Annotated in this window: 1 protein-coding gene; it reads left to right on the top strand. The window is 35.1% G+C overall.

Features of this window, described 5'->3' with window-relative positions:
- Nucleotides 1–23: 23 nt before the first annotated feature.
- The coding region (locus tag RYX56_RS24735; protein WP_336623200.1) for a toprim domain-containing protein at nucleotides 24–242 on the top strand (219 nt) is incomplete at its 3' end.

Genomic DNA, 242 nt, shown 5'->3' with positions numbered 1-242 from the left:
CGACTTCTTTTAGGTGATGGATAATGAATGATTCGTATGTTGACAAAGTTCTTATTGTCGAAGGAAAATCGGATAAAGATAAAGTTCAAAGAATTGTAAATGAACCGATTGAAATTATATGTACTAATGGGACGATTAGTCATACAAAACTGGATGAATGGATTGAATTTCTTGATGATAAGGAAGTATTTATCCTGGTTGATGCGGACACAGCTGGTGAAAAGCTGCGCAAGCTGTTTAGA

The sequence above is a fragment of the Alkalihalophilus lindianensis genome, assembly GCF_032843265.1.
In the GTDB taxonomy this organism is placed as follows: Bacteria; Bacillota; Bacilli; order Bacillales; family Bacillaceae_D; genus Alkalihalophilus; species Alkalihalophilus lindianensis.
This window is presented reverse-complemented; position numbering and strand designations above follow the sequence as displayed.